We start from the raw sequence: 20,694 nt of genomic DNA, 5'->3' as shown, positions 1-20,694 counted from the left end.
AAGTTCTCGGTTAGTGTTTCGCAGGTGAAGGCTATCCGGAGATTTACCGTCAGAACCGTTCTTCCCGAACCGATCCGGCCCCTGGCGCGGCTGGCCACCAACCTTCGCTGGTCGTGGCACCTGCCCACCCGCGAGTTGTTCGAACAGCTCAACCCGGCCATCTGGGCCGAGAGCGCCCAGGACCCGGTGACGTTCCTGGGCCTGGTCAGCCGGGAGGAGCTGCAGCGCCTCGCCGCGGACCAGGATGTGGTGCGCCGCGTACACGAGGCCGCCGCGGACCTGGACCAGTACCTTGAGCAGCCCCGCTGGTACCAGAGCCTGGGCGAGGACGCGCCCCGCTGCATCGCCTACTTCTCCCCCGAGTTCGGCATCACCGAGGTCCTGCCGCAGTACTCCGGCGGCCTCGGCATCCTCGCCGGCGACCACCTGAAGGCCGCCTCCGACCTGGGCGTGCCGCTGATCGGCGTCGGCCTGCTCTACCAGGCCGGGTACTTCAAACAGTCCCTCTCCCGCGACGCCTGGCAGCAGGAAACCTACCCGGTGCTTGACCCGGACGGGCTGCCCCTGACGCTGCTGCGCGAGGCCTCCCCGGACGGCAACGGCCGGCCGGTGGAAATCTCCCTGCCCCTCCCCCACGGCCGCCGGCTCCTGGCGCACGTCTGGCGCGCCGACGTCGGCCGCGTGCCGCTGCTGCTGCTGGATTCGAACGTGGCCGGCAACGACGACGCCGCCCGCGGCATCACGGACCGGCTCTACGGTGGCGGCGGCGACCACCGCCTGCAGCAGGAGCTCCTGCTGGGCATGGGCGGGGTAAAGGCGCTGCGCGCCTACCAGCGGCTCACCGGGGCACCCGCCCCGGAGGTCTTCCACACCAATGAGGGCCATGCCGGCTTCCTCGGCGTCGAACGGATCCAGGAACTCATGTCCGGGGACACCGCCCTGGGTTGGGACGAGGCGCTCACCGCCGGCCGGGCCTCCACCGTCTTCACCACCCACACCCCGGTCCCCGCGGGAATCGACCGGTTTGAGATCTCCCAAATCGAGCACTTCTTCTCCGCGGGCCTGGCCCCGGACGTCCCGCTGGATAAGATCCTGGACCTGGGCCGGGAGGACTTCACCGACGGCAACCCCTTCGTCTTCAACATGGCCGTCATGGGCCTGCGCCTGGCCCAACGGGCCAACGGCGTCGCCAAGCTGCACGGCGTGGTCTCGCGCGGGATGTTCTCCGCGCTCTGGCCGGGCTTCGACCACTCGGAAGTACCGATCACCTCGGTGACCAACGGCGTCCACGTCCCCACCTGGGTGGATCCGCGTGTCTCCCAGCTCGCCCGTGACCGGTTCGGGGCGGACGCCGAGTCCGAGGGCCGCTGGGACCTCGCCTACAACGTCAGCGACGAAGAGCTCTGGGCGCTACGCCGGGAGATGCGGGTCTCCCTGGTGGAGGACGTCCGGCGCCGTCTCCGCGCGGCGTGGAAGAAGCGCGGCGCGGCCGACGCCGAGCTGTCCTGGACCGATTCCGTCCTCGACCCGGACGTCCTCACGGTCGGCTTCGCCCGCCGCGTTCCGACCTACAAGCGGCTCACCCTGATGCTCCGCGATCCCGCGCGGCTCAAGGCGCTCCTGCTGCACGAGACCCACCCCATCCAGCTGGTCATCGCCGGCAAGTCGCACCCGGCGGACGACGCGGGCAAGAAGATGATCCAGGACCTGGTCCGGTTCACCGACGACCCCGCGGTCCGGCACCGGATCGTCTTCCTGCCCAACTACGACATCGCGATGGCCCGCACGCTCTTCCCCGGCTGCGACGTCTGGCTCAACAACCCGCTGCGCCCGCTCGAGGCCTGCGGCACCTCCGGGATGAAGGCGGCCATCAACGGCTCCCTGAACCTCTCGGTGCTGGACGGCTGGTGGGATGAAATGTACGACGGCGAGAACGGCTGGGCGATCCCCACCGCCAACAACGACGCGTCCCCCGAGGAACGCGACGATATCGAGGCGGCCGCCCTGTACGAGCTGCTCGAGACCCAGGTGGCGCCAAAGTTCTACGGCCTCACGGTCTCCGACGGCGCCGGTGCGGCCGGGCCGTCCCAGTCCGGGCCGCAGGCGGTCCCCACCCACTGGGTGTCCATGATCAAGCACACCATGACCCACCTGGGACCGGCGGTGTCCGCGGAGCGAATGCTCAAGGACTACGTCAACGTCCTGTACCGGCCCGCCGCGCTTGCCGGCCGCCAGGCGTCCGCGCACGGCTACGCCGAGGCGAAGTCGCTGGCCGCCTGGTGTTCCACGGTCCGCGCCGCGTGGCCGCAGATCCAGGTGGAGCACGTGGACTCCGTCGGCGTCTCCGAGGACCCGCAGATCGGCGACGACCTGCAGGTCAACGCCTACATCGCGCTGCACGACCTGCCGCCGGAGGACGTCGCCGTGGAGGTGGCCTACGGCCGCGCCGAGGACAGCGACGAGCTCACGGACGTCACCGTCGTGGAGCTGACCACCGTGGAGGACCTGGGCAAGGGCCGCTACCTGTTCAGCGGCACCCTGGTGATCGACCGCTCCGGGTCCTTCGGCTACACCATCCGGGTGCTGCCCAAGCACGCCGGCCTGGCGTCGAAGGCCGAACTCGGACTCATCGTCAACGCCTGACCTGGTCGACTACAGGCAGACGGTGATGACCCTGAGGTCCTTGCCGGCGTAGCTTTCGGTGTCCTGCAGGATTTCGCAGATGACGCCGAAGGCCCGGTCGGCGCGGAAGGCTGCGGGGACCTGCCAGATGACTGTGACCGGGCCGTGTCCGTCGTCGCCCGCGGCGTCGGCGAAGTCGTGCAGGGAATCGTTGAGGGCGTCGAGGTTCACGCCGTAGTGCTCGGGGAAGTCCAGCACCTCGCCGAAGGCGGCGAGGACCTCTTTCTTAGTGTTGGCGGCGGGGACGATCAGGGTCCGGCGGCCAGCGTCGCGGACCTGCGCCTGCAGCTCCTCGGGCGTCCAGGTGTCTGCGGAGTAGATTTTCATGGGTCCCTACTTGCCTTCGGCGATGAATGAAAACGATGAATAGTGGTCCGCGGTGTAGTACTTCTCCCCCGCGTCTCCGGCGATGATCCGCCGTGCGCCGCGGTCCGACTCGCCGGGCGTGGGAACCGTGAACTCCCGGTAGTAGCCCGAGGGCTTCTGCGGCAGCACCCGCTCGAAGTTGCCAAAGGTGATGTTGTCCCTGCTGTACGGGTAGGGCCCGCCGCGCGCGATCAACACCAGGACCTGCCGCGCCTCGGCCGGCAAATCCGACGCCTTGACCTCGGGCAGCCGGGACGGGTTCGCGACGCCGGTGCCCGTGGGCCGCGCTGCCGCCGGCCCTCCGGAGGGCTTGGGGCTGGCAGAGACGCCGGCGCTGGCGGCGGCACTGGTTTGGGCCGGCGACGTTGCACTGCCCGGGGAGTCGCCCGTCCGCGGGATCCCGGCGACCACCAGCACGAGCACCGCCAGGGTCAGGAGCGCCCCGATCAGGGTGCTGAGGCGTTTGGTGGTCATCTCCGGTTCCCCCTAGATGCGGTAGATGCTGATGCTGTTCGCCTGGACCACGTCGCGTTCACCGGAGGCGATCCGGACGCCCTGCCGGCGGTCGTGCCACTCCGAGGTAGTGAGCCGCAGTTCGTAGATCCGGTGGCCGGTGCCGTCGTCGTGCGGGACCGGCGGCAGGGTGACCTTGACGTCGTCGGCACCGCCGTTGACCACCACCAGGCCCACCACACGGCCGACGTCGGAACCCACCAGCAGCTGAACCACCCGGTGGGCGGGGTCCTGCCAGCGTTCGGCGGACATCTGCCGGCCGTCGACGTCGAACCAGTGGAAGTAGGACTGCCGCTCCCGGGCCGGGTAGTCGTGCGGCTGGCCGGCGAGGAACTCCTTGCGCAGCCGGATGACGCGCTTGGTGCTGCGCAGCATCGAGTGCGATTCGGGGGTGCTGGTCCAGTCGATCCAGGTCAGCGGGTTGTCCTGACAGTAGGCGTTGTTGTTGCCCTGCTGGGTGCGTCCCACCTCGTCGCCGGCGGTGATCATCGGCACGCCCTGCGAGATCATCAGCGAGGCCATCAGGTTGCGGCTGCTCTGCGCGCGCTTGGCCAGGATGGCCTCGTCCTCGGTGGGGCCCTCGAAGCCGTGGTTATAGCTGCGGTTGTCGCCATGGCCGTCCCGGTTCTGCTCGCCGTTGGCCTCGTTGTGCTTGCGGTCGTAGGAGACCAGGTCCGCAAGGGTGAACCCGTCGTGCGCGGTGATGAGGTTGACCGAGGCCAGCCGGTTCCGGCCGGAGCCGGCAAACAGCGCCGCGGAGCCGGAGAGGGCGTCGGCCAGCTTCGCCACGGAGCCGCCGTGGCCGCCGTGGCCGCCGGACTCGATGGCGGCCCGGTCCGCCAGCCAGAAGCTGCGGACGGCGTCGCGGAAGTGGTCGTTCCAGTCGACCCAGCCGGGCGGGAACCGGCCGGTCTGCCAGCCGCCGTAGCCGACGTCCCAGGGTTCGGCGATCAGCTTGGTCTCGGAAAGGACCGGATCGGCGGCGACGGCCACCAGGAACGGGTGCCGGGGGTCGAACTCGTTGGCCGCGTTCCGGCAGAGCGTGACGGCAAGGTCGAAGCGGAAGCCGTCGACGTGGAACTCGTTGACCCAGTACCGCAGGGAGTCGAGGACCAGCTGCACCACGCGCGGTTCGCCGAAGTTCAGGGAGTTGCCGCAGCCGGTGGTGTCCACGTAGCGTCCCTGGCCGTCGTGGCGGTAGTACTGCAGCTCGCCCAGGCCCCGGAAGCTGAGCGTTGGCCCGTCCGGACCGGCCTCGGCGGTGTGGTTGAAGACGACGTCGAGGATCACCTCGAGGCCGGCCGCGTGAAGCAGCTTGACCATGCCCTTGAACTCGTCCTGCACCGCCTGCGGCCCGGCGTCGCGGGCGGCCTGGGTGGCATAGTCCGGGTGCGGGGCGAAGAAGGCGGCCGTGTTGTAGCCCCAGTAGTTGGTCAGGCCCAGGTTCTGCAGGTGGGCCTCGTCCAGGTGGAAGTGGACCGGCAACAGCTGGACCGCCGTGACGCCCAGCGAGACCAGGTGCTCGACCATGGCGGGGTGCGCCATTCCGGCATAGGTGCCCTGCAGGTGCTCCGGAATGTCCGGGTGGAGCATGGTCTGCCCGCGCACGTGCGCCTCGTAGATGATGGTGTCGCGCCACGGCGTGGCCGGGGCACGGTCCACGCCCCAGTCGAAGTCGCCGGACATCCGGACATTGGTGATCAGCTTCTCCCGCTGATCGACGGCGCGGCCGTAGGGGTCGAGCAGCAGCGGCTGCACGCCGTCGTCGTCGAAATCCTGGGTGGGAACCGGGACGGGCAGGGCCTCAGCCTCCGGCGCCGCCCGCAGCCCGTAGCGGGAGCCGACCGGCAGCCCCTCGACGATGCCGTGGTGCACGCCGGCGGTGACGTTCGGCAGTGCCTTGACCTGCCAGCCGCGGCCTGGGGCTTGGTAAACCACCTCGAGGGTGGCGACGGCGGGGGCATAGACGGCCACGTTCACCGATGAACCGCGCGGATCATCGGTCTCCGGGGAGCCGGTGCGCGGCACGCTTAGTCCCAGCGGAAGCGGCCGTGAGGCATCCACGGTCGTTGCGGAATCTACAAAGGACTTGACCATTGGTCATAGCTTAGCCGGGGCCGCCTCCCGCACCCTCTCCGCGCGGTCGGGTTACGACGGAACTCTGGAACGTCCGGGCGCGGCATACTGGAGGCAGGCACCGAACTGGAGGTAACCGTGCGGATAGCACTGGCGCAAATCATCACCGGCCGCGATCTGGACCGGAACATTGACCTTGTCCGGGAGTATGCCGCGCGGGCCAAGGCAGGCGGAGCGGACCTGGTGGTCTTCCCGGAGGCCACCATGCGGGCCTTCGGCAACTCGCTGGTGGACATCGCCGAACCGCTGGATGGCCCGTGGGCCTCGGCCGTCCGGGCCATCGCCGCGGAGCAGGACCTGGTGGTGGTGGCCGGCATGTTCACGCCGGGTGCGGCCAAGGACGGATCGCCCCGGGTCCGGAACACCCTGCTCGCCACCGGGCCGGGCGTTGCCGCCAGCTACGACAAGATCCACCTCTTCGACGCCTTCGGGTTCGCCGAGTCCGACACGGTGGAGGCGGGCACCGAGCCGGTGACGTTCGACGTCGGCGGCGTCACCGTGGGCCTCGCCACCTGCTACGACGTGCGTTTCCCGGACCTGTTCACGGAGCTCGCCGACCGCGGCGCCGTCGTGACCCTGGTCAGCGCTTCCTGGGGCAGCGGGCCGGGCAAGGCTGAGCAGTGGACCTTGTTGGCACGGGCCCGCGCCGCCGACTCGACCAGCTTCGTGGTGGCCTGCGGTCAGGCCGACCCGGCCAGCGCCGGACTCGAGGTCCGGGGCACCGCCCCCACCGGCGTCGGGCATTCCCTGGTCGCCTCCCCCTTCGGCGAGGCGATCGCCGAACTCGGCGCGGAACCGGACCTGCTGTTCGTGGACCTGGACCCCGCCGAGGTCGATGCCGCCCGCAAGAGCCTCCCGGTCCTCGCCAACCGCCACCGCTTCTAGCCGACGCGCCCCCACATCCGGCGACTTAAACCACAACGCTCCCTCACCTGAGGTGAGGGAGCGTCCGCGGTGCGATTTACTTGGTGGCGCGCTGGCGGGAGATCTCGTAGAGCGAGATGCCCACGGCCATCGAGGCGTTGAGCGATTCCATCGCGGAGTCGATCGGGATGGAGACGATCTGGTCGCAGTTCTCGCGGACCAGGCGGCTCAGGCCCTTGCCCTCGGAGCCGACCACGATGCAGACCGGTTCCTTCGCCAGCGCCAGGTCCGGCAGTGAGACGTCGCCGTCACCGTCCAGGCCGAGGACGAAGATGCCCATGTTCTTGAACGCCTTCAGCGTGCTGTTGAGGTTCGCGGCGCGGGCCACCGGGACGCGGACCGCCGCGCCGGCGCTGGTCTTCCAGGCCGAGGCGGTCACGCCGACGGACCGGCGCTCGGGGACGATCACGCCATGGCCGCTGAACGCGGAGACGGAACGGATGATCGCGCCGAGGTTGCGGGGATCGGTGATGCCGTCGAGGGCGACGAAGAGCGGGGCGTTGGCGATGTGGCCCACCTTCCACGCCTCGACGGTTGCCTCGGCCAGCTCGTAAGCGTCCTGGTACTCGTACGGCGGGATCTGCAGGACCAGGCCCTGGTGGATCGCGTCGTCGGTCATCCGGTCCAGCTCGGGCTTGCCGGTTTCCAGCAGGGGAATGCCGCGCTCGGCCGCGATTTTCAGGGATTCCTTGACCCGGTCGTCCATCTCGATGCGGATGGCCACGTGCAGGGCCTTGGCGGGGATCCCGGCGCGGAGCGCCTCGACCACGGAGTTGCGTCCGGTGACGACTTCCTCGGTGGCGCGGCCCTTGGGGCCAGAGCGGGCGCCGGCGCTGCGGGCTCCGGTACCGCGCTTGGCGGCGGAGCGCTCCGCGAGCTGCTTGTTCTTGTGGGCCTTGTGGTAGACCCGGTCCTCCGCCTTGGGAGTGGGGCCCTTGCCTTCGAGAGCCTTACGGCCATGGCCGCCGGTCCCGACGGTGGGACCCTTCTTCTGTTTGACCGAGCGGCGACCGTTATTGGCCATGAGTTTCACCCTTTGAAGTACGCGAATCGTTGATAAGTCTGGACTCCAGTCTACTGACTCGGGTTAAATCCTCGACCGCGCGGGTGCGGCGGCCCGCACGGCCGCCGGGGCTCAGCCGCGCTTGATGCTCCAGCTGGCACCGTCCGCGCCGTCCTCGACGACGACGCCGGCCGCGGCCAAGGTGTCCCGGATGGCGTCGGAGGCGGCCCAGTCCTTGGCCGCCCTCGCCTGCGCCCGGGCTGCCAGCTGCGCCTCCACCAGCACGCCGAGCGCGGTGGTGGCCTGGCCGTCCACGGCGGGGGCAGCGGTGTCGTTCAGGCCGAGGACCCGCAGCATGTCGTGGACGTGGTGCAGGGCCTGGCGGGCGTCCTCGGTCCGGCCGTCGGTCAATGCGGTGTTGCCGGCCCGGACGGTCTCGTGCAGGACGGCGAGGGCCTGCGGGACGTTGAGGTCGTCGTCCATGGCGCGTTCGAACGCCTCGGGGACGGCGCCGTAGGTGGAGAAGCTGTAGTTCCCGCCGTCGGACAGGGCGCGCACGGCGCGGCTGATGAACCCGTCGATGCGCTCGACGGCGGCGGCGGCTTCCTGCAGCGAAGTCGGCTGGTAGTCCAGCACCGAGCGGTACTGGGCCTGGCCGAGGTAATACCGAACCACCCGCGGCGGGGCGAGTTCGAGCATCTCGGCCGGGCTGATTGTGTTGCCGATGGACTTGGACATCTTCTCGCCGGCGTAGGTGACCATGCCGTTGTGCATCCAGAAGTTCGCGAAGCCGTGGCCGGCCGCCTGGGACTGGGCCATCTCGTTCTCATGGTGCGGGAAGCGCAGGTCCAGGCCGCCGCCGTGGATGTCGAACTCGGTGCCGAGGTATTTGGTGACCATCGCGGAGCATTCGAGGTGCCAGCCCGGGCGACCGGCGCCCCACGGGGAGGCCCAGCTCGCCGTCGTCGGTTCGCCGTCCTTGTGGCCCTTCCAGAGCGCGAAGTCGCGGGGGTCCTTCTTGCCGCGCGGGTCGGCGTCGGGGGCGCCCTGCATGTCCTCGATCTTCTGCCGGGTCAGGGACCCGTAGGCGGACCAGGAGCGGACATCGAAGTAGACGTCGCCGGAGTCGTCGAGGGCCGGGTAGGCGTGGCCGCGGTCGATCAGCAGCTGAATCAGGGCGTGCATCTCGGGGATGTGGCCCGTGGCGCGCGGCTCGTAGGTGGGCCTGGAGACACCCAGGGTGTCATACGCCTTACGGAATTCCTGCTCGTAACGGTAGGCCAGCGCCCACCATTCCTCTTCGCGGACGGTGCCGTCGCCCTCGTCGAACGCGGGCGCGAACGACTCGGCGGACTTGGCGAGGATCTTGTCGTCGATGTCCGTGACGTTGCGGACCGTGGTGACCCGGAAGCCGCGGTACTGCAGCCAGCGGGTGAGCTGGTCGAAGGCGATCGCTGAGCGGATGTGACCGACGTGCGGCATGCCCTGCACCGTGGCGCCGCAGTAGTAGAGGCTTACCTTCCCCGGAACCAGGGGGACGAAGTCGCGGACTTCGGCGGATGCAGTGTCATAGAAGCGCAGTGTCACCGGTCCAGACTAGCCGATGCGGTGTTGCCGCCGGCCGGTCCGTTACTTGCAGTGCTGGCCGATCTGGTCCATGTTCTGGCGCAGCTGGTTGAGCTGGTCCGTGGTCTGGACTCCGGTGGAGCTGCCCGCGACCTGCTTCATGACGTCGGCCATCTTCTGGATGGGGTCAGCCACCTCGGGGGCCACCTTGTCCGCGACCTCCTGATAGTGCTTGCTGATCTGCCCGGCTTTGTCCTTGTCGGTACCCGTGGGCACGAAGGTGTCCGTGTTCAGGAACTTGCAGCTCTCGTCCACGCTCATGCGCGACGGCGTGGGGCTGGCGGCAGGCGGGGTGGATCCGGCGCACCCGGCCAGCAGCAGTCCTGTGGCGAGGACGACGGCGGGGGCTAGCTTTTTCACGGGAAACTCCTGACGTTCCGGGCGGGGGTTGTCCGTTAAGCCTAGGCCAGATCGGCGCCGCCGGCGGAGTCGGCCGGGTAGACCAGGGCGGTGGCGGTGGCCGCGATGCCCTCGCCGCGGCCGGTGAAGCCGAGGCCGTCGCTGGTGGTGGCGGTGACGCTGACAGGGGCTCCGGCGGCCTCGCTGAGCACCCGCTGGGACTCCTCCCTGCGCGGCCCGAACTTGGGTCTATTGGCGACGAACTGCACGGCGATGTTGCCGATCTCCCAGCCCGCGGCGCGGACGATCCGGGCGGCCGCGGACAGCAGGGTGACGCCGGAGGCTCCGGCGTATTCGGGCCGGTCCGTGCCGAAGTGGGTGCCGAGGTCGCCGATGCCGCAGGCGGAGAACAGGGCGTCGGCCGCCGCGTGGGCCACCGGGTCGCCGTCGGAGTGGCCGGCCAGCCCGCGCTCACCCTCCCAGTGGAGGCCGCCGAGCCAGAGCGGCTGGGGCGCCTCGTCCGGGGCGTAGGCGTGGACGTCGATGCCGATGCCGGTGCGCGGCAGCAGGGGCCGTTGCTTCGGGTCCATGGTCAGCCCTCCACCCAGCGGACGCCGAGCGGACCCTCAAGCAGGCCCTCGGCGAGGATCAGGTCCAGCGGGGTGGTGATCTTCAGCGACTGGCTGGCACCACGGACCGCGTGGACGGGAACGCCCAGCAGTTCCACCAGCATGGCGTCGTCGGTGACGGCGGCCGCCTGGGCTTCGTCGAGTCCTTCCGCGGATTCGTGGGCCCGGCGGAGGGTGTCCAGGCTAAAGCCCTGCGGGGTCTGGACGGCGCGGAGGGCCTCCCGGGGCGCCGTGCCGGTGACCAGTTCCGGGGCGATGTCCGCGTCGGGGCCGGTGGTCCGGGCGACGGTCTTCACCGTGTCCACCACGGGCAAGACGGGGATGACGGCCAGCGCTCCGGCGGCCAGGGCCTCGGCCACCCGGTGGAAGACGGCCTCCGGTGCCAGGGCGCGGGCGGCGTCGTGCACCAGGACGGACCGGGTGTCCGGGTGCAGGGCGGCCAGGGCGGCGCGCACCGAATCGGCGCGGCTGGCACCGCCGTCGACGGCCGTGATCTCGGGGGCCTCCGCCCCGTTCCCGCCGCCGTTGCGCAGTTCCTCGGCGAACGCCTCGCACTGCGCGGCCAGGTCCCGGTCTCCGGGCGGGAGCGCGACGCAGATCTGCCGGGCGACCCCGGCGGCGGCGACCCCGCGGAGGGCGTGAATGAGGATGCTGTCCCCGCCCAGGGGAACCTTGGCCTTGGGCATCCCGTAACCCAGCCGCTGGCCGGATCCGGCGGCCACGAGGATGACCGCCGTGACGGGGGCGGCCGATGGAGTAGTCATGCGGTCAAGCCTACGTCCCGGTCCACGGCCGGCACCCAACTAGCTGGCAGTTGTTGCCGTTTTGAGGGCCCAAGACGGCACCTACTGCGAGTCAGTTGGGAAGGTTTTGGGCAAAAAGAAGCCCCGGCGGCCTGACGCCACCGGGGTTCGATTCTTAGTTAGGAAGCCAAAACCTCGTCGAGAACGCTTGCAGCCTTCTCTTCGTCGGTCTTCTCAGCCAGAGCCAGTTCTGAGATCAGAATCTGGCGGGCCTTGGCCAGCATGCGCTTCTCCCCTGCGGAGAGACCCCGGTCGTGGTCGCGGCGCCACAGGTCGCGGACGACCTCGGCCACCTTGATCACGTCACCGGAAGCAAGCTTTTCCAGGTTTGCCTTGTAACGACGCGACCAGTTGGTGGGCTCTTCAGTGAACTCGGCACGAAGCACGTCGAACACGTGCTCCAGTCCTTCCTTGCCCACTACGTCGCGGACCCCAACAAGGTCAACGTTTTCTGCTGGAACTTCAATGGTCAGATCACCCTGAGCCACCTTGAGCTTGAGATACATTTTCTCTTCGCCCTTGACAGTGCGCATCTTGATCTCTTCAATTTTTGCTGCACCGTGGTGAGGGTAAACTACTGTCTCGCCGACCTCAAAAACCATGTGGACATTCCCCTTTCCCGCAGACCAGTTTATCACGATTAAGGCATACGACTGGCATGGTTCCGGCGGAGAAACCGCGAGATTCCGCGGAAAATGGCCCCAATCGGCGGCTCAAACCCCTTGACGGATGCGGATAATAGTGCATTGCGCGGGCCGCGCCAAGGTGCCGCGGGAGGTCTTCGACGACGACGCCGGGGAGCCCGGTGCCCGCTTCACGGGTCCCCGCATGGCGTCACCGGGGAGGCTTAGGAATCCTCGTTTGGGCCCGGTTGCCGATAGGCTATGGCTGAATACTGTTTCAAGACTCTCAAGGAGTGCGTGACGTGCGTTTCACTGCGATGACCCCGGGCCGGCGCGGCAAGCTGGCAATGGCAACGGCGGCACTTGGCATTGGCCTGCTGTCCGTCTCCGGTTGCGGCTACATCAACCCCCAGCAGACCTCGGTGCAGTACTCCGCCTCCGACGGAACCCGCACGGACCTCGGCCCGGTGCAGCTGCGCAACATGATGATCGTCTCCGACGGTGAGAACAAGCCCGGCCGCGTGCTCGGTGCCGTGTACAACACCTCGTCCAACGACATCACGCTGACCATCAACGGTGCCAGCGGCTCGCAGACCCAGGTGCCGGTCAAGAAAAACTCCTACGTACTGCTCAACGACAGCACCGACTCGGCAACCCTGAGCACCACCGGCGGGAAGCCCGGTTCGCTGGTGGAGGTCACTCTCTCCGAGAGCGCCACCAACATGAAGGCAAAGTTCAACATGCCGGTACTGGACGGCACGATCGCGGATTACAAGAAGTACATCCCGACCCCGACCCCTACGGCCACCTCCTCGAGCTCGGCGTCGCCGTCGTCGTCGACCTCGGCACGGGCATCCGCGACGCCGACCCCGACGGCCAGCCGCTAACCGGCACCGGGCACCACAAACAAAGGAGCGGCACCCCTCGCGGGGTGCCGCTCCTTTGTTATGCCGCCCCGGTCTCTATCGGGCCGACTGCGCGCACTCGGTAGGTTTAGGGTTCGAACTTGTAGCCCAGGCCGCGGACGGTGATCAGGTGCCGCGGCGCAGAAGGGTCCGGCTCGATCTTGCTGCGCAGCCGCTTGACGTGCACGTCGAGGGTCTTGGTGTCGCCGACGTAGTCCGATCCCCAGACCCGGTCGATCAGCTGCCCGCGGGTCAGGACGCGGCCGGAATTGCGCAGCAGCATCTCCAGAAGTTCGAACTCCTTCAGCGGCAGCGAGACCTGCTCGCCCTGGACGCTGACCACGTGCCGTTCGACGTCCATCCGGACCGGGCCCGCCTGGACGGTGCTGGAAACCAGTTCTTCCGGTTCGCCGTGCCGACGCAGCACGGCCCGGACGCGGGCGACGAGCTCGCGGGAGGAATAGGGCTTGGTGACGTAGTCGTCGGCACCAAGTTCCAGGCCCACCACCTTGTCGATCTCGGCGTCCTTGGCGGTCAGCATGATGACCGGGACGGAGGAGCGCTGCCGCAGCTGCCGGCAGACCTCAGTGCCGGACTGCCCGGGCAGCTGCAGGTCCAGGAGGACCAGGTCGGCGCCGTTGCGGTCGAACTCGGTGATTGCATCGAGGCCGTTGTCCACGACCTCCACCTCGAACCCTTCCTTCCCCAGGAGGAAGGACAGCGGGTCGCTGAAGGACTCCTCGTCCTCGACAATAAGAATCCGGCTCAAGCGCTAGCTCCTTGTTCATGGACGCCGGCGGCGTCGCGTCGATCGGGTCGTTCGCTGTGGGGTGCCCGGCGCGGATCGCCCGCGGGGGCGTCCTGGCCTTCCATCTCCGGCAGCCGGAGGGTGAAGGTGGAACCCTGGCCCGGCCGGGACCAGAGCGTGACCTCGCCGCCGTGGTTGGCCATGACGTGCTTGACGATGCTCAGGCCCAGCCCGGTGCCCCCGGTGTGGCGGGAACGCGCGGAGTCCACCCGGTAGAAGCGCTCAAACACGCGCTCCTGGTCCTCCGGGCTCAGGCCCTCGCCCTGGTCCGTCACGGAGACGGACACCAGGCCGTCGCGGGAGCGGACTCCGACGCCGACGCGGGTGTTCTCCGGCGAGTAGCGGATGGCGTTGTCGATCAGGTTGCGGAGGGCCGTGACGAGGAGGTCCTGGTCGCCGTAGACCATCGCATCTGTCCGACCGCCGACCACGATGTCGATGTTCTTGCTCTCGGCCGGCAGCTGGGAGCGGTCCACGGCCTCGGCGACGACGGTGTTGATGTCCACCGGATGTGCGGCCTGGGCGACGTTGGCGCCCTGCAGGCGGGAGAGTTCGATGATGTCCTGCACCAGGGCGGCAAGACGGGTGGACTCCTTGTGCATCCGCTTGGCGAAGCGGCGGACCGCTTCCTCGTCATCCGGGGAAGCCTCCAGCGCCTCGGCCAGCAGCGAAATGGCCCCGACGGGGGTCTTCAGCTCGTGCGATACGTTGGCGACGAAGTCGTTGCGGATCTCCTCGGTGCGGGTGATCTCGGTGCGGTCATCGGCCAGGAGCAGGATGTATTCCTCACCGAGCATGGCTGCGCGGACCTGGACGATCAGGGTCCCCTGGCCGAGCGGGCCGCGGGGCAGTTCGAGCTGCTTCTCGAGGATAACGCCGTCGCGGCGGACCTTGGCGGTCAGCTCGAGCAGCTGCTGGTGGACCACGGTGTGGCCGCGGACCAGGCCGTAGGCATAGGCGGCGGGACTGGCCCGGACGACGCCGTCGATCGCGTCCACCACCACGAACGCCCGGCCCAGGACGGCCAGGACCTCGGCGGCGCCCTCGGGCAGGGAGGGTTCGTCGGTCTCGACGTCGCTGATCCGGCGCTGCTGTTCGCTGAGGCGGAACGCGAGCACGCCGAAGACGCCGAGCGCCAGGCCGATGAGGCCGGCGATCACACCGATGAGCATTGGATCCACGGCTCCAGCTTATGCGGTGCGCGGGCGGCTCAATCGAAAACGTGTGCGGTTCCGGGGCTGGTTCAGCTAACGTTCATCTAGTGGGGCGCAACAGTTCACCGACGAGTGGCAGGGTGGCAGGTTGAACGCCGCTACGGCGAAACCAGACGTTGCCGGCCCAGCGGCCGTCCGCGACGTCGACGAGGAAAGGACGCCCCGTGCGTAAGGTTTTTCAGGAAGAGCTCGCCCAGGTCGGTGAACAGCTCGTAGAGATTTCCAAGCTGGTCAGCGAGGCCTTCGAGAAGGCCACCACCGCTTTCGAGGGCGCCGACGTCGACCTCGCCGAGGATGTCATCGCCGCCGATGCCCGCATCGACTTCCTGCAGAACAGCCTCGACGAACGCGCCATCGACATCCTGGCCCTCCAGGGCCCGGTAGCCAGCGACCTGCGCATGATCGTCGGCTCGCTGCGGATGAGCGCATCGCTGGAGCGCATGGGAGACCTGGCCCGGCACATCGCCCAGCTGGCCCGGCTCCGCTACCCGGCCAACGTCATTCCCGCCCAGCTGCAGGACACGTTCCGGGAGTTCGCCAAGGCGGACCTGGAGATCGCGGAGAAGCTGACCATCCTGCTGGAGACCCGCGACCTTGAGGTGGCCCGGGACATCCTGAAGGCCAACACCACCGTCAACGACCTGCACCTGTCCGTGTTCAAGGCGATCGCCCGCAGCGACTGGGCCGAGTCCGCCGCCACCACCGTGGACGTGGCCCTGGCCAGCCGCTATTTCGAGCGCTTCGCCGACCACGGCGTGTCCGTGGCACAGAAGGTGACCTACCTGGTCACCGGCGCCTGGCACCCGAACAGCATCGAGCACAGCTAGTACCGGCAGTACCGCCAGTACCGCTGGAGAAACACACGACGGCGGCCGGCCACCTTGGGGGTGGACGGCCGCCGTCGACGTTTCCGGGGAACTTCCGGGGCTACTTCTTGCCCTGGTTCGCCACGGCCTTGATGGACTCGGCCGCGGCCTCCGGGTCGAGGTAGGTTCCGCCCGGGTTCAGTGGCTTGAAGTCCTCGTCGAGGTCGTAGACCAGCGGGATGCCGGTGGGGATGTTCAGGCCGGCGATGTCCTCGTCGCTGATCCCGTCCAGGTGCTTGACCAGGGCGCGCAGGGAGTTGCCGTGGGCGGTGACCAGCACGGTCTTTCCGGCCTTCAGGTCTTCCTTGATGTCCGATTCCCAGTACGGCAGGAGGCGGACCAGGACGTCCTTGAGGCATTCGGTGCGGGGCATCTCGTCGCCGAGGTCCTTGTACCGCGGGTCGCCCACCTGGGAGAACTCGGAGTCATCGGCCAGGGGCGGCGGCGGGGTGTCGTAGGACCGGCGCCAGGTCATGAACTGCTCCTCGCCGTACTCGGCCAGGGTCTGGGCCTTGTCCTTGCCCTGCAGCGCACCGTAGTGGCGCTCGTTCAGGCGCCAGTCGCGCTTGACGTCGATCCAGCCGCGGTCCGCCTTGTCGAGGGCCAGGTTGGCGGTGTTGATGGCCCGCTTCAGGCGCGAGGTGTAGAGGATGTCCGGGAGGACGTTGTTCTCCACGAGCAACTCGCCGCCGCGCACCGCCTCGGCACGTCCCTGGTCATTCAGGTCCACGTCCACCCAGCCGGTGAACAGATTCTTGGCGTTCCATTCGCTGTGCCCGTGGCGCAGCAGGATCAGCTTGTAAGTCATGGTTGTCATCCTAGCCGAGGCCCCGGCGGAGGCGCCGTCCGTTACACCGGGGCTTCTGCACCCGGGCCTACTGCGCCCGACCCCGGGCCGGAGGCTAGGGTTAAGCCGTGGTGCAGAAGGCTGAGCGGGTGGCGTCCCCCGGAACCCGGGGCGGAACACGCGCCGGGCGGCCGGTGGGCAACGTGACCCGCGGCACCACCAACCCGAACCGGATGCGCCGGGTGGACCGGTGGCTGGCCGGGCCGCAGGCGTGGCGGCTGCGCACCGCGGCCGACCCCCTGGTGGTGGACCTCGGCTACGGCGCCTCCCCCGCCACCGCCGTCGAACTTTTCCAGCGGCTCTCCGCCGTCCGCCCGGATGTCCGCCTGGTAGGCATCGAGATCGAACCGGAGCGGGTCCGCCAGGCGAAGGCGCTGGAACGGCCCGGTCTGAGCTTCCAACTGGGCGGCTTCGAGCTGCCGGTGCCCGGCCGGCCCGTGCTGGTGCGGGCCTTCAACGTGCTCCGCCAGTATGAGGAGGCCGACGTCCCGGCGATCTGGCGGTTGGTCCAGGACCGGCTGGCTCCCGGCGGGCTCTTCGTCGACGGCACCTGCGACGAGATCGGGCGGAACGTCACCTGGGTGGCGCTCGACGCCGGGGGTCCGATCAGTCTGGGACTGTCCCTGCGCTTCGGCTCCGTGGAACTGCCCTCCGAGATTGCCGAACGTCTCCCGAAGGCCCTGATCCACCGCAACGTCCCCGGCGAGAAGGTGCACAACTTTCTGCAGGCACTGGACAAGGCCTGGGTGGAGGCGGCGCCGCTGGCTTCCTTCGGGCACCGGCAGCGCTGGATGGCAGCGTGCCGTGCGCTGCGGGAGGCTGGCTGGCCCGTGCTGGACAGGCCGTCCCGCTGGCGGCTGGGGGAACTGTCCGTGGCCTGGGCCGCGGTAGCCCCCGACGGATTACCGGCCGCGGAGGGCGGCCGCCGGGGTCACCAGGGGCCGTAAGGGCCCATGTTGCGGCTGCCGCCGCGGCCGGCGTCGCGGACGGCCGGACGAACGTCCGCGAGGTAAACGGAGGCCGCCGTGACGGCCGCGAGGCCGAACAGACCCAGCGGGCCAAAGAAGCCACCGCCGCCGCCCAGCAGGGACAGCAGGCCGATGGCCAGGGCGCCGCCGGTGAGGGCGAGCCAGAAGGTCTTGGTGCGCTTGGACATGGCCTCGAACGCGTTGGGCTTGTGCCGCAGGCAGTCGAAGAAGGCCCACACCTCGAGCCCCAGGGCCACCAGGGCGAGGAGGAAGTAGATTCCCCTGTCGGCAAAGTCAATCAGCAAGCGTCCGTCCATGTCCCCAGCCTAACCGTCCAACGTGGCGAGGGCCTGCTCCAAATCGGCCCACAGGTCCTCGACATTTTCGATCCCGACGCTGAGGCGCACCAGATTCTCCGGCACGCTGAGCGGCTCGGCGGTGTGCCGGCGCCGTCGTTCGATCAGGGATTCCACTCCGCCAAGGGAGGTGGCGGGCAACCAGAGCCGCAGGCCGGTGATCATCCGGTCCGCCGCGTCCGCGCCGCTCAGCCCGGCCGCGGGAGCCATTTCGATGCAGAGGATCGAGCCGAAGCCCGTCATCTGTTCCTTGGCCCGCCTGTGGCCGGGGTCCGTGGGAAGTCCCGGGTACCGGATGCTGCCCACCCGGGGATGACGGGCCAGACGCCCCGCGAGGATGGCGGCGGACGCCTGCGACCGTTCGATCCGCAGCGCCAGGGTGCGCAGCCCCCGCAGCGCCAGCCAGGCCTCGAACGGCCCGGCGATCCCGCCGTGGATGGTGCGGTGGTGCAGCAGGCGGGCGTGCAACGCCTCATCCGAGGTCACAAGGGCGCCGAGGACGACGTCGGAATGCCCGGCGAGGTACTTGGTCACCGAGTGCAGCACGACGTCGGAGCCCAGCGACAGCGGCTGCTGCACCAGCGGGGTGGAGAAGGTGTTGTCCGTGATGACGATGGCCCCGGCGTCGTGGGCGGCGGCGGTGAGGGCGCGGATGTCCGCGACGCCGAGCATCGGATTGGTGGGGCTCTCCAGCCAGAGCACACTGGCCGGTTTGCCCTGCGCGGGCGCCAGCTGGGCCAGGACGGCGTCGGTGTCCGCGATGTCCACGGTCCGCAGTTCCAGCACCCCGGCCTCGGCCAGTTCGGTGGCCATCACCAGGGATCCGGCGTAGCTGTGCGAGGGCATCACCAGCACACCCTGCGGCGGGACCAGGGAGAGCGCCGAACTGACGGCCGCAAGCCCGGAGGCGTACAGCAACCCGGGCAGCGAGGCTCCCTCCAGCTGCGCCAGGGCCTCCTCGAACGGGTCCCAGGTGGGGTTGGAGTACCGGCCGTAGCCGCGGTCGCCGGGGCCCAGCGGCCCGGTGCCGAAGTAGGTGGAGGACAGCACCAGCGGCGGGTTGACCGGGGCGTCGCGTTCGCGCGGCGGACGGCCCGCCGCGACCACGACGGTTTCGGCGGACAGCGCGGCGGCCTGATCTTCGGAGAGACTCATGCTGACAGGGTACGTGGGGCGGCGCGGGACCCGCAGGGCGTTACGGCGCACCAGCAGAGTGTCCGTGGTTGTCGGTACGCTAGAGCAGTGACTTCCCAGACTCCCGGCCCTGCCCGCGGGCCGTTCCCCGGCCTGTTGATCGCCTTCGAAGGCGGCGACGGCGCCGGCAAGTCCACGCAGGCGGCCGCGCTGGCCGCGGCGCTGGAGTCACGCGGCCTCACCGTCCTGCGCACCCGGGAGCCCGGGGGCACCCCGATCGGCGAGAAGCTGCGCTCCCTTGTGCTTGACCACGGTCACGGCGAGATCGACGGCCGGACCGAGGCGCTGATTTTCGCCGCCTCCCGCGCCGCCCACGCCGAGCAGGTCCTGCGGCCGGCCCTGGAACGCGGCGACGTGGTCCTGACCGACCGTTACATCGACTCCTCCGTCGCCTACCAGGGCGCCGGCCGGCATCTGGGCACGGACCGGGTGCGCGAGATCAACGAGTGGGCCACCGCCGGGCTCTGGCCGGACCTGACCGTCCTGCTCGACGTCGACCCCGCGGACGGGCGCCGCCGCCGCACCGCCGGGGATGAAGCCGAGGACCGGCTCGAATCCGAGGCGGACGACTTCCACGCCCGGATCCGCGGCGCCTTCCTCGAGCTCGCGGCGGCGCGGCCGGGCCAGTATCTAGTCCTGGACGCGCACCTGCCGGTCGAGGAGCTGTCGGCGAAAATCCTGGGCCGGGTGGACGCGCTGCTGTCGCTCCGGCAAGGCAGCTCGGCATGAGTGTCTGGGATGACCTGCAGGGCCAGCCCGCCGTCGTCGACCAGCTCCGGCAGGCCGCGGAGGGCGAGGGCCTGACCCACGCCTGGCTCTTCACGGGGCCGCCGGGATCCGGCCGCTCCAACGCCGCCAAGGCCTTCGCCGCGGCCCTGAACTGCGACCAGGACGACATCACCCGCCGCGGCTGCGGGCAGTGCCACGCCTGCCAGACCATCGTCGGCGAGACGCACTCGGACGTGACGTTCGTGCGCACCGAGAAGGTCACCATCACCATCGACGAGGCCCGCGAACTGGTGTCCACCGCCGGGAACCGGCCGTCCTCGGCACGGTGGCGGATCATCGTGGTGGAAGACGCGGACCGGATGGCGGAGCGGACCACCAACGTGCTGCTCAAGGCCATCGAGGAACCCACCCCGCGGACCATCTGGATGCTCTGCGCCCCCTCCCCCGCGGACGTGCTGGTGACCATCCGGTCCCGCTGCCGCCCCGTGGCCCTGCGGCTGCCGCCCGCGGCCGACGTCGCCGCCCTCCTGGTCAGCCGGGACGGGATCGCCCCCGACGTCGCCGAGCGCGCCGCCCGGGCCGCGCAGAGCCACGTGGGGATCGCCCGCCGCCTGGCCCGGGACCCGGACGCCCGGCAGCGCCGGCTGGACACGGTCCGGTTCCCGCTGCACCTGCGCGGGGTCACCGCCGCCGTCATGATGGCGGACAAGCTGGTGAAGATCGCCACGGAGGAGGCCACCAGCTCCAACGAGGAGCGCGACGCCGCCGAGAAGGCCGCGCTGCTGGCCACCCTGGGCGCCCCCGAGAGCGGGCCGCTGCCGCCGGCAATGCGCGGCCAGGTCAAACAGCTGGAGGATGACCAGAAGCGGCGTGCCAAGCGCTCCATCACGGACTCGCTGGACCGCACGCTGACGGACCTCCTGTCCTTCTACCGCGACGTGCTGATCATCCAGATGGGCAACGCCGTGGACCTGGTCAACCTCGAACTCCGCGACGAACTCCAGGAATTCGCCGGCCGCTCCACCCCGGAGGTGACGCTGGCGCGGATGGATGCCATCAACACCGCCCGGCAACGGATCACCACCTCCAACGTCGCTCCCCTGCTGGCGGTCGAGTCCATGGCCGCCAGCCTGATCTGACCCCCAGCTTCTGTCCCGCTCTTT

21 protein-coding genes are annotated in these 20,694 nt (G+C 69.5%); 7 read left to right on the top strand and 14 right to left on the bottom strand.

Translation table 11 applies throughout. The features are described 5' to 3' along the window. Positions 1-24 precede the first annotated feature (24 nt). Positions 25-2,643, top strand: a complete 2,619-nt coding sequence (glgP, locus tag AB0O44_RS09080) for an alpha-glucan family phosphorylase (protein WP_364136663.1) — start codon at positions 25-27, stop codon at positions 2,641-2,643. A 9-nt stretch (positions 2,644-2,652) separates the two neighbouring features. Here the strand turns inward: glgP and AB0O44_RS09075 are convergent, their stop codons facing one another. Genes AB0O44_RS09075 through glgX form a run of 3 tightly spaced genes read right to left on the bottom strand, consistent with a single transcriptional unit; the run spans position 2,653 to position 5,658 of the window. Next, the gene (locus tag AB0O44_RS09075) at positions 2,653-3,009 is read right to left on the bottom strand and encodes a barstar family protein (RefSeq protein ID WP_364136661.1); all 357 of its coding nucleotides are present in this window, start codon (positions 3,007-3,009) and stop codon (positions 2,653-2,655) included. Positions 3,010-3,015: 6 nt separating this feature from the next. Further along, the gene (locus AB0O44_RS09070) at positions 3,016-3,522 is read right to left on the bottom strand and encodes a ribonuclease domain-containing protein (RefSeq protein WP_364136659.1); all 507 of its coding nucleotides are present in this window, start codon (positions 3,520-3,522) and stop codon (positions 3,016-3,018) included. Between the two features lie 12 nt (positions 3,523-3,534). After that, positions 3,535-5,658 (bottom strand): glycogen debranching protein GlgX, encoded by a 2,124-nt coding sequence (glgX, locus tag AB0O44_RS09065; protein WP_364136657.1) that lies wholly within the window; start codon positions 5,656-5,658, stop codon positions 3,535-3,537. Positions 5,659-5,775: 117 nt separating this feature from the next. Between glgX and AB0O44_RS09060 the strand changes: the two genes are divergently transcribed. After that, the gene (locus tag AB0O44_RS09060; RefSeq protein ID WP_364136655.1) at positions 5,776-6,582 is read left to right on the top strand and encodes a carbon-nitrogen hydrolase family protein; all 807 of its coding nucleotides are present in this window, start codon (positions 5,776-5,778) and stop codon (positions 6,580-6,582) included. Positions 6,583-6,658: 76 nt separating this feature from the next. On the opposite strand, the gene rlmB is transcribed toward AB0O44_RS09060, so the two are convergent. From rlmB to AB0O44_RS09030, 6 genes are all read right to left on the bottom strand, one after another. After that, on the bottom strand, positions 6,659-7,645 hold the full coding sequence (rlmB, locus tag AB0O44_RS09055; protein WP_364136653.1) for a 23S rRNA (guanosine(2251)-2'-O)-methyltransferase RlmB: 987 nt from the start codon (positions 7,643-7,645) through the stop codon (positions 6,659-6,661). 111 nt (positions 7,646-7,756) lie between these two features. Further along, positions 7,757-9,211, bottom strand: a complete 1,455-nt coding sequence (gene cysS, locus AB0O44_RS09050; RefSeq protein WP_364136651.1) for a cysteine--tRNA ligase — start codon at positions 9,209-9,211, stop codon at positions 7,757-7,759. A 42-nt stretch (positions 9,212-9,253) separates the two neighbouring features. After that, entirely contained in the window at positions 9,254-9,610 is a 357-nt protein-coding gene (locus tag AB0O44_RS09045; RefSeq protein WP_364136649.1) for a hypothetical protein, read from the bottom strand. A 41-nt stretch (positions 9,611-9,651) separates the two neighbouring features. Beyond that, positions 9,652-10,179: a 2-C-methyl-D-erythritol 2,4-cyclodiphosphate synthase gene (ispF, locus tag AB0O44_RS09040; protein WP_364136647.1), complete on the bottom strand. Its 528-nt coding sequence runs from the start codon at positions 10,177-10,179 to the stop codon at positions 9,652-9,654. Positions 10,180-10,181: 2 nt separating this feature from the next. Beyond that, positions 10,182-10,982 carry a 2-C-methyl-D-erythritol 4-phosphate cytidylyltransferase gene (ispD, locus tag AB0O44_RS09035; protein ID WP_364136645.1) on the bottom strand — a complete coding sequence of 267 codons (801 nt, stop codon included), beginning with the start codon at positions 10,980-10,982 and terminating at the stop codon, positions 10,182-10,184. Between the two features lie 158 nt (positions 10,983-11,140). Next, positions 11,141-11,623 carry a CarD family transcriptional regulator gene (locus AB0O44_RS09030; protein ID WP_026266570.1) on the bottom strand — a complete coding sequence of 161 codons (483 nt, stop codon included), beginning with the start codon at positions 11,621-11,623 and terminating at the stop codon, positions 11,141-11,143. A 338-nt stretch (positions 11,624-11,961) separates the two neighbouring features. Here AB0O44_RS09030 and AB0O44_RS09025 point away from each other — a divergent pair, with 338 nt between their 5' ends. Next, positions 11,962-12,531, top strand: a complete 570-nt coding sequence (locus AB0O44_RS09025; RefSeq protein ID WP_364136703.1) for a hypothetical protein — start codon at positions 11,962-11,964, stop codon at positions 12,529-12,531. A 106-nt stretch (positions 12,532-12,637) separates the two neighbouring features. On the opposite strand, the gene AB0O44_RS09020 is transcribed toward AB0O44_RS09025, so the two are convergent. Together AB0O44_RS09020 and AB0O44_RS09015 are read right to left on the bottom strand one after the other, a co-directional pair. Beyond that, a complete protein-coding gene (locus AB0O44_RS09020) occupies positions 12,638-13,318 on the bottom strand; it encodes a response regulator transcription factor (RefSeq protein WP_290258926.1) in 681 nt (226 codons plus the stop codon). Then, a complete protein-coding gene (locus tag AB0O44_RS09015) occupies positions 13,315-14,529 on the bottom strand; it encodes an ATP-binding protein (protein ID WP_364136701.1) in 1,215 nt (404 codons plus the stop codon). The genes AB0O44_RS09020 and AB0O44_RS09015 overlap by 4 nt, the downstream gene beginning before the upstream one ends. 206 nt (positions 14,530-14,735) lie before the next feature. On the opposite strand from AB0O44_RS09015, the gene phoU reads away from it, so the two are divergent. Beyond that, the gene (gene phoU / locus AB0O44_RS09010; protein ID WP_364136642.1) at positions 14,736-15,398 is read left to right on the top strand and encodes a phosphate signaling complex protein PhoU; all 663 of its coding nucleotides are present in this window, start codon (positions 14,736-14,738) and stop codon (positions 15,396-15,398) included. Between the two features lie 100 nt (positions 15,399-15,498). Here the strand turns inward: phoU and AB0O44_RS09005 are convergent, their stop codons facing one another. Next, the gene (locus tag AB0O44_RS09005) at positions 15,499-16,245 is read right to left on the bottom strand and encodes a phosphoglyceromutase (RefSeq protein ID WP_364136640.1); all 747 of its coding nucleotides are present in this window, start codon (positions 16,243-16,245) and stop codon (positions 15,499-15,501) included. 107 nt (positions 16,246-16,352) lie between these two features. Between AB0O44_RS09005 and AB0O44_RS09000 the strand changes: the two genes are divergently transcribed. Further along, positions 16,353-17,231, top strand: a complete 879-nt coding sequence (locus tag AB0O44_RS09000; RefSeq protein WP_364136638.1) for a class I SAM-dependent methyltransferase — start codon at positions 16,353-16,355, stop codon at positions 17,229-17,231. On the opposite strand, the gene AB0O44_RS08995 is transcribed toward AB0O44_RS09000, so the two are convergent. Both AB0O44_RS08995 and AB0O44_RS08990 read right to left on the bottom strand, forming a co-directional pair. Beyond that, positions 17,216-17,569, bottom strand: a complete 354-nt coding sequence (locus AB0O44_RS08995; protein WP_290256501.1) for a DUF2516 family protein — start codon at positions 17,567-17,569, stop codon at positions 17,216-17,218. The two genes, AB0O44_RS09000 and AB0O44_RS08995, sit on opposite strands and share 16 nt — an antisense overlap. A 9-nt stretch (positions 17,570-17,578) precedes the next feature. Then, complete coding sequence (locus tag AB0O44_RS08990) at positions 17,579-18,763, bottom strand: aminotransferase class I/II-fold pyridoxal phosphate-dependent enzyme (RefSeq protein ID WP_364136636.1); 1,185 nt, start codon at positions 18,761-18,763, stop codon at positions 17,579-17,581. Between the two features lie 87 nt (positions 18,764-18,850). On the opposite strand from AB0O44_RS08990, the gene tmk reads away from it, so the two are divergent. Both tmk and AB0O44_RS08980 read left to right on the top strand, forming a co-directional pair. Beyond that, positions 18,851-19,531 carry a dTMP kinase gene (gene tmk, locus AB0O44_RS08985; protein WP_364136634.1) on the top strand — a complete coding sequence of 227 codons (681 nt, stop codon included), beginning with the start codon at positions 18,851-18,853 and terminating at the stop codon, positions 19,529-19,531. After that, positions 19,528-20,670: a DNA polymerase III subunit delta' gene (locus AB0O44_RS08980; protein WP_364136632.1), complete on the top strand. Its 1,143-nt coding sequence runs from the start codon at positions 19,528-19,530 to the stop codon at positions 20,668-20,670. Before tmk ends, AB0O44_RS08980 begins: the two co-directional genes overlap by 4 nt. The last annotated feature ends 24 nt before the right edge of the window (positions 20,671-20,694 follow it).

It is taken from the genome of Arthrobacter sp. NPDC080082, assembly GCF_040686595.1.
GTDB lineage: Bacteria > Actinomycetota > Actinomycetes > Actinomycetales > Micrococcaceae > Arthrobacter.
Note: the sequence above shows the minus strand (reverse complement) of the source record. Positions and strands in the feature narration are given on the sequence as shown.

Excerpts from the sequence above, each read along its gene's own strand:
- AB0O44_RS09075 (WP_364136661.1), bottom strand. The coding sequence starts at position 3,009 with ATGAAAATCTACTCCGCAGACACCTGGACGCCCGAGGAGCTGCAGGCG.
- AB0O44_RS09070 (WP_364136659.1), bottom strand. The coding sequence starts at position 3,522 with ATGACCACCAAACGCCTCAGCACCCTGATCGGGGCGCTCCTGACCCTG.
- glgX (WP_364136657.1), bottom strand. The coding sequence starts at position 5,658 with ATGGTCAAGTCCTTTGTAGATTCCGCAACGACCGTGGATGCCTCACGG.
- rlmB (WP_364136653.1), bottom strand. The coding sequence starts at position 7,645 with ATGGCCAATAACGGTCGCCGCTCGGTCAAACAGAAGAAGGGTCCCACC.
- ispF (WP_364136647.1), bottom strand. The coding sequence starts at position 10,179 with ATGGACCCGAAGCAACGGCCCCTGCTGCCGCGCACCGGCATCGGCATC.
- ispD (WP_364136645.1), bottom strand. The coding sequence starts at position 10,982 with ATGACTACTCCATCGGCCGCCCCCGTCACGGCGGTCATCCTCGTGGCC.
- AB0O44_RS09030 (WP_026266570.1), bottom strand. The coding sequence starts at position 11,623 with ATGGTTTTTGAGGTCGGCGAGACAGTAGTTTACCCTCACCACGGTGCA.
- AB0O44_RS09025 (WP_364136703.1), top strand. The coding sequence starts at position 11,962 with ATGACCCCGGGCCGGCGCGGCAAGCTGGCAATGGCAACGGCGGCACTT.
- AB0O44_RS09015 (WP_364136701.1), bottom strand. The coding sequence starts at position 14,529 with ATGCTCATCGGTGTGATCGCCGGCCTCATCGGCCTGGCGCTCGGCGTC.
- AB0O44_RS09005 (WP_364136640.1), bottom strand. The coding sequence starts at position 16,245 with ATGACTTACAAGCTGATCCTGCTGCGCCACGGGCACAGCGAATGGAAC.
- AB0O44_RS08995 (WP_290256501.1), bottom strand. The coding sequence starts at position 17,569 with ATGGACGGACGCTTGCTGATTGACTTTGCCGACAGGGGAATCTACTTC.
- AB0O44_RS08990 (WP_364136636.1), bottom strand. The coding sequence starts at position 18,763 with ATGAGTCTCTCCGAAGATCAGGCCGCCGCGCTGTCCGCCGAAACCGTC.
- AB0O44_RS08980 (WP_364136632.1), top strand. The coding sequence starts at position 19,528 with ATGAGTGTCTGGGATGACCTGCAGGGCCAGCCCGCCGTCGTCGACCAG.